This window comes from Nitrosomonas communis (assembly GCF_900114745.1).
Taxonomy (GTDB): Bacteria; Pseudomonadota; Gammaproteobacteria; order Burkholderiales; family Nitrosomonadaceae; genus Nitrosomonas; species Nitrosomonas communis_A.
The window spans coordinates 1-6,088 of record NZ_FOUB01000116.1 but is presented as its reverse complement, the minus strand read 5'-3'; the positions used below and the strand labels follow the sequence as shown (position 1 = coordinate 6,088).

The following is a 6,088-nucleotide window of genomic DNA, read 5'->3' as shown; positions in this document are numbered from 1 at the left end:
CACCGGCTGAATTTGAAATGGCATATTATCGCCAATTAAAGGAGTCAGCTGATGCAGCTTGACTCAAACTAAAAAGTCTTCGGAAAAACCGGGCCGATTCATCTTTGCTCCCGTTGACCGTTTCCACGGCTGCCATTTCCTGATTAATTCCGCTTGTCTCAATCGTTCCTCGGGTGTCCAATGTCGCATGATTTCCCTCACTTAATAGTTCGTTTTGCGAATTTATATTTTTTCCTGCGTGCGCGTACTGATCATTGCCATTGTTCACCTGCTGGTGACCGTGGGCAATATTGGCTTGCTTGACAAACACCACGGGTGGGTTTTTAATAGCTGCTAATACTTCAATTGTGCGGGCACATTGCGCTTGAGCTTTCAACGCCAATCGCATATAGCTTTCTGCTGCATTTAAATATTGCCCCATATTATCTGCTGACCGCTTCGCCATCGCATTGAATATTGAATTTAATGAAACTGCTTGCGCTGTAAGCGTTGCTTCAAGGTCACTCAAATCGCCGTCATTAACCTTCTTAGCTTTTTCGTTCATGACATATATTGCTTCTTCGAGATTTATGTCACCAGCAATAGGCTTAATAAATGCCTGTGTTGTTACAGTATTTAAGATAGTTGGTGATAACTTGATCTCAGCGAACTTGCGCTCTTGATTTTCACCTTCCTTCAGTTTGACATTAAGTGTTTTTGTATCTTTATTTGTAGGTGTTTTGGGCTTTTTACTGGTTGCCATAATTGATCTGTTTGAAATAGTCGGTAAATGAAACGCTATACACAGGATAGTGTTTAAGTTTTTAACTGCTTAAAACGCTATATAGCATTTGTTTCCTTTCCCTTTCCGCTGGAAGTCATGATTTCTACAAATGATCTTCTTTTAGCTTTAGTAGTCTGCTGTGCTTGTTCAATACCCAACAATTGGGCATAGGGTAAGGGATTACTGTGGATGGCATCACGTACACATGGCCAGACAATAGATTTCATGACTGGATCAGCAATTAAGCTGGATAGAACTTGCTTCTCAATAAATGCTTTGTCATTACTGGTAAGACGTTTGGTTCATTTCTGCTTAACCCATAGTGCCGGGCAACATCCAAATGGAACTGGTTAATCAATCTAATTCCAATTCCCAATAAAAAAGTAAATAATTTTTTAAATAAAATTATTTCTTTACAATATATTACGTAATTTTATAATTTATTTTTCTATTGCGAATTAGAATAAGCAAATTACCTTTGCCGCCCATGATTTGATTGCCCTGCATTTTGCTTTTCACTAAAGGCAGAATCAGTGCATGAGCATGGGGTGCGCTTTCGTCGAGATGAACGTCGAAGGATAGCAATACACCGGGTATGTGTTGCTTAACCCATTCCAGGCAATCTTTGAAGAATGGACGGGTGTCCTGTTCGTGTCGGTCTACAGGTAAGCTGAAAATAATCTCTAATGCCATCACCTGATTAATGCGGGGCTTATCAATGCCAGCCTGAACCAGTAATACTTTTGCATGACGGTCGATTTGCTCCGCAGTATCAGGAGTGGTCAATGAATAGTTGAATGGCGTTCTAAACGCATCAATATGTGCACCTGCGCCACGTTCGTGCGGGTGGATAATAAACACCTAGTCCACGGCTTGCCTCAAAGGTATTGATGCTGAATAAACTTAAAGCTCGCAATAGTCTGGTGCATTGCTGTTTAGCGTCGTCCCCTGTAAACTGCTTATTGATTTCTTGAAAAGCCGCTTCTTTATGGGGCGGTATTTTTTTGTCCATGTTATGCCCCTTGATTTCCGGTTACAGCCAATGCTGCTCGTAGTTCTCCGACATTCCAGCAAGTAGTGCGTGGTGATAATTTACGAGGTTTAGGAATACGGCCTGCTTTTACACCCCGCCAAATACTGGCGGATGAACATGCATATAAAGCCTGAACTATTGGCTGTCTTACATTGGCAGTATCGGGAAGCTGATCGAAGTTTTTGAGGGCTTCGGGAATTGAGTTTTGAGATTCTCTCATTAGATATTTTCCTGTTGTTGTTAATCACAGGAAGCATCATAAAAAAAGCAATTTAGATAGTACGGAAATCTCCTTATTGCAAACGGTAATTTCCGTTTTATTTAATTCATTGCTCTATTTGAGCTGGTAACAGGTTAATACCTTCCTTGAGAAAATCTCTAATCGTTCTCGAACTAAGAGATATTCCTTGCTTACTCAATACATCAGAAATTTCTTGGGGAATAGGAGATTTTTTCGCTTCAGGGTCGTATCCATAAGCATCAATAGCAATAGCTGCAAGAACGCGTAGCAAGTTTTCAGTTTTACGAGTTGATTCTGGTTTAGTTGCAATTTCAGATTAATTAATTACACCATTCTTAATATCAAAATAAACAATCCAATCTTCAGCGTAGCTTTCTATAAGCTCATGCTGGATAGATTTACCAAATATTTTATGTTTATAGTATTTTATCCAATCTATGGGTAGAGCTTTAGGATTAAGAGGGGAGCGTTCAAATAAAAATAAATAATCCTTAGCTGCTAATAATTGAGGTTCATTAAGCCAAAAGTAATTAGTCGTTATAGGTAAACCATCATTATCCCGAGTACACTTTTCGCCAACTGCGTAAAGATTGGCATTATCAGGATTTAAACCTGCCATTAATAAAGATGCTTCTAATACAGTCCAATATTCAGCTGCTCCCCATAGCGCACGATCCCAATTATTTAAAGCAGCTGATCCAGTATCTAAAGAAGATTCATCATGGATAATATGGATGAATGAATATTCAGGTATCATAAATTCATTATTTAAATATAAATCATCTGGAATACCATATTTTTCATAATCCTTCATAAGCGTCCCTTTCACACCCCCTTAAATCAGAAACCACGCCAACCGGGTAAGGGTTCCCGGTGTTCGCCCCGTCGGGCTAGGCGCAGTTAAACTTGATCAAATTTTTTGTAAATTTATTACCTTGGCACCTGCTGCCAGCTCATCCAAGTAATCAGCCCACCATTGCATCATTTCCCGCCGTTTTGGCAGATGTTCGGCAAAGTTATAGCTGGCTGATACCTTGTTACGTTCCGCATGGGCTAATTGTCGTTCTATTGCTTCATGGGGCCAGCCATGTTCATGTAATAACGTACTAGCCATGCTACGGAAACCATGCCCGGTCATTTCATCTTTTTCGTAACCCATGCGCCTTAATGCTGCATTGACGGTATTTTCACTCATGGGTCTGACGGTACTTCTTATGCTTGGAAAGATATATTTGCCATTTCCTGTTAATGGCTGAATGGATTCTAATATTTCAATAGCTTGACGTGATAATGGGATAATATGCTGTTCACCCATTTTCATTTTATGGCCGGGTATGCGCCACTCTTTCTTATCAAAATCAATTTCTGTCCATTCTGCTTGACGTAATTCACCCGGTCGTACAAATACCAGTGGAGCAAGCTGTAACGCGCATTTAGTAGTATATGAACCAACAAAGCCGTTAATTGAGCGTATCAATGCGCCAATAGCTTTAGGGTCAGTAATGCTGGCATGATGTTTTGCTTTGACGGGAGTCAATGCGCCTCTTAAATCGCCACTAGGATCGCGCTCAGCGCGTCCGGTTTGTATAGCGTACCTAAATACCCGTCCAACATATTCCCTTGCTCGTTGCGCTTTCTCATGTGCTCCGCGAGACTCTATCTTGCGTAACACTGCCAATAATTCAGGCGCGTTAATCTCTTTGATTGGACGATTACCTAGCCAGGGGAATATATCCGCTACCAAACATAGCTTTATGTTCGCACTGGTTGATTCTGCCCAGGTAGTTGATTGCTTGGTGTGCCATTCAAGCGCAATGTTTGAAAGGTATTTTCATTGGCGTGCTTTTTAATTTGCTTATTAACAGCCTTCACCAAGGCAGGATCAACATCCTTAGTCAGTAATTCACGTGCTTCATCTCTTCTCTTGCGTGCAGCGGTAAGGGTAACAGTTGGATAAACACCGATAGCTAGCGTTTTTCGTTTGTCTGCATATCGGTAATCCATACGCCAATACTTCCCAGCGTATTTCACCAGTAAATACAAGCCGCCACTGTCAGCCATTTTGTAGGGCTTGTCTTTAGGTTTAGCGTTGCGTGCTGCGGTATCTGTGAGCATTTGACGGTATCTCATATGACGGTATGTGAAAGTATCGTCAAAAATACCGTTATTTTGACGGTATGTCTAGATACGTCGTGATACTACAGAAGACTATTAATCTTGCTGAAACTTAGTAAAGTAGCGGGGTTTGATGCGATGAGATACTATTTGAAATGCTTATTTGGTGCCCGGAGCCGGAATCGAACCGGCACGGACGTATAAGGTCCGAGGGATTTTAAGTCCCTTGTGTCTACCAATTTCACCATCCGGGCAATCAAAATTAAAATGTTACTTCTTCTTTGCTATCAACACGTTAGTGTTACAGATAATATTTATTGATAAGAAATTACTATTATACTGCGAAATAATACGCTATAGAACCTATTATTGTGAACGATGTGGAATGAAATTATTTTTCAATTCTTGAAGAAGAGGAGTGGCTGTCTCCGATTATATCAGAAAATCATATCTGACTTTTATATGGTTTAGTTTTTTTGTTATCACTATTCTTCTTTTGATTTTATGGTCTTAATTTTGCTTTCAATTAACTGACAGTCTGTCCATTATATGAAGCTGGGATTTTCAAATATAGCTCCGTGTTAATTAAGCAACCATAAAACACCAGCAAGTAGCAAATCAAAGTAAGACTGGATACCTGATCTACTCGTAATTTACCTGGAAGAGGAGAGGAGAATAGTAACTATTTTACTTATTTTTTAATTGGGACTGAATTTTTCTCCAGGTGAATTTTTATCACAAGGTAGTCTTTTATCAGTAGCAATTATGTGTTACACAAACATTGTAATGTTCCATGTAACAAACTTAAAACGCCTTGACCCAGATGGGTTATATTTTACTCCTTTAATTCTCCAGCATCCCATTGCCGATCTTTTCTTTATTGCAGCTAAACCATGTTAATCTGGCCTTCTATATATTATATTGGTATTTATGACGTCTGGATCGAAGGCGTGCTTTTATGGCTTATTTTGCAGACAGGGCTAGCAGTTATTTGGCGAATAGTAAGAGGTATTTTAATTGATATTCATTTTATCATGGCATGTATTCTTTATCCCTTGGGTTATCATTTGAGCATGTCAATTGTGCTGTAATTTTAAGTAACAATAGATGATAAGAGACGTTTTCTTATTGAATATTGTTTAACCGCAATTATTAAGCAAACTATGATGATTCCTGGGTGGAGATTTTATAATAGCTTTTTAGATTCTTGACTTCTAAGCATCAATTCCCTTGTTTCGTTGTTCAATCTGCTTTTCTAGTAATCTCATTTAACTTTTTAAACTTGCAACAAGCTGGCATGCATGAATACCTACCCGCTTATAAGTTTTATTTGGGAGAGGTAGAGCTACTTAGTCTATTCTTCAATTGGTGTTGAAATTTTCTCCAAGAAAATCTAGAGTTTTGAGCTATTTCCGTGTCTATTTAATTAGCCTAAAAAATCTTCTTTGCTAATATAAAGATGAGTTGATCCAATAAGCTAAAGTCAGCAGAGTATTCCAGCCTTAATAACTTCATAATTATCAGTAAGATGCATCAACTATCGTTTTAAGAATTACTAAATTAAGTGAGTGATGCAGGGTGAGATAATACTAACCAAGCATAAGGGAAGTAAGTTTACCGCCTCGCCTTCGTTTAAAGCATGCGTGTCTAATCGAGCCTGATCTTGCTACGATATTATTTAAATTTAAGGTACAAAAAAGGTAGTCACATCAATGATATGCTACTTTACACTGAATCCTGACTACCCTTTCTTAGACTGTTCTATTCGCTCTTTTTAAATAGAATTCAATTAGAATTTACAAAAAAATTGAATAGCTTGTCCCGTTTAATCCTCATGTTTGAGACCTTTAGCTCTATCGTTCAGAAATGGTGAAGATTTTAATTCCCAGTTCATAGAGTTCCCACGTTGTTCAAGAACAGCTGAGTAAATCTCATT

Annotated in this window: 9 protein-coding genes and 1 tRNA gene; all 10 read right to left on the bottom strand. The window is 38.8% G+C overall.

The genetic code is table 11. The features are described 5' to 3' along the window. Nucleotides 1–25: 25 nt before the first annotated feature. Nucleotides 26–742 (bottom strand): cytidine/deoxycytidylate deaminase family protein, encoded by a 717-nt coding sequence (locus tag BM122_RS20025; protein ID WP_074907308.1) that lies wholly within the window; start codon nucleotides 740–742, stop codon nucleotides 26–28. 77 nt (nucleotides 743–819) lie between these two features. Next, nucleotides 820–990 (bottom strand): hypothetical protein, encoded by a 171-nt coding sequence (locus BM122_RS23715; RefSeq protein WP_177198229.1) that lies wholly within the window; start codon nucleotides 988–990, stop codon nucleotides 820–822. Nucleotides 991–1,186: 196 nt separating this feature from the next. Continuing rightward, the gene (locus tag BM122_RS20020) at nucleotides 1,187–1,624 is read right to left on the bottom strand and encodes a plasmid recombination protein (protein WP_074907306.1); all 438 of its coding nucleotides are present in this window, start codon (nucleotides 1,622–1,624) and stop codon (nucleotides 1,187–1,189) included. Continuing rightward, on the bottom strand, nucleotides 1,578–1,775 hold the full coding sequence (locus BM122_RS20015; RefSeq protein WP_074907304.1) for a helix-turn-helix domain-containing protein: 198 nt from the start codon (nucleotides 1,773–1,775) through the stop codon (nucleotides 1,578–1,580). The genes BM122_RS20020 and BM122_RS20015 overlap by 47 nt, the downstream gene beginning before the upstream one ends. A gap of 1 nt (nucleotide 1,776) precedes the next feature. Beyond that, complete coding sequence (locus BM122_RS20010; RefSeq protein ID WP_074907302.1) at nucleotides 1,777–2,016, bottom strand: helix-turn-helix transcriptional regulator; 240 nt, start codon at nucleotides 2,014–2,016, stop codon at nucleotides 1,777–1,779. Between the two features lie 106 nt (nucleotides 2,017–2,122). Continuing rightward, nucleotides 2,123–2,308, bottom strand: coding sequence for a hypothetical protein (locus tag BM122_RS22885; protein WP_143083570.1), 186 nt, complete (start codon nucleotides 2,306–2,308; stop codon nucleotides 2,123–2,125). Nucleotides 2,309–2,353: 45 nt separating this feature from the next. Continuing rightward, nucleotides 2,354–2,851, bottom strand: coding sequence for a hypothetical protein (locus tag BM122_RS20005; RefSeq protein WP_074907300.1), 498 nt, complete (start codon nucleotides 2,849–2,851; stop codon nucleotides 2,354–2,356). Between the two features lie 96 nt (nucleotides 2,852–2,947). Beyond that, on the bottom strand, nucleotides 2,948–3,853 hold the full coding sequence (locus BM122_RS20000; RefSeq protein ID WP_371264958.1) for a tyrosine-type recombinase/integrase: 906 nt from the start codon (nucleotides 3,851–3,853) through the stop codon (nucleotides 2,948–2,950). Then, the gene (locus BM122_RS26405) at nucleotides 3,790–4,152 is read right to left on the bottom strand and encodes an Arm DNA-binding domain-containing protein (RefSeq protein ID WP_371264957.1); all 363 of its coding nucleotides are present in this window, start codon (nucleotides 4,150–4,152) and stop codon (nucleotides 3,790–3,792) included. The genes BM122_RS20000 and BM122_RS26405 overlap by 64 nt, the downstream gene beginning before the upstream one ends. A gap of 164 nt (nucleotides 4,153–4,316) precedes the next feature. Further along, nucleotides 4,317–4,406, bottom strand: a tRNA-Leu gene (locus BM122_RS19995). Nucleotides 4,407–6,088 lie beyond the last annotated feature (1,682 nt).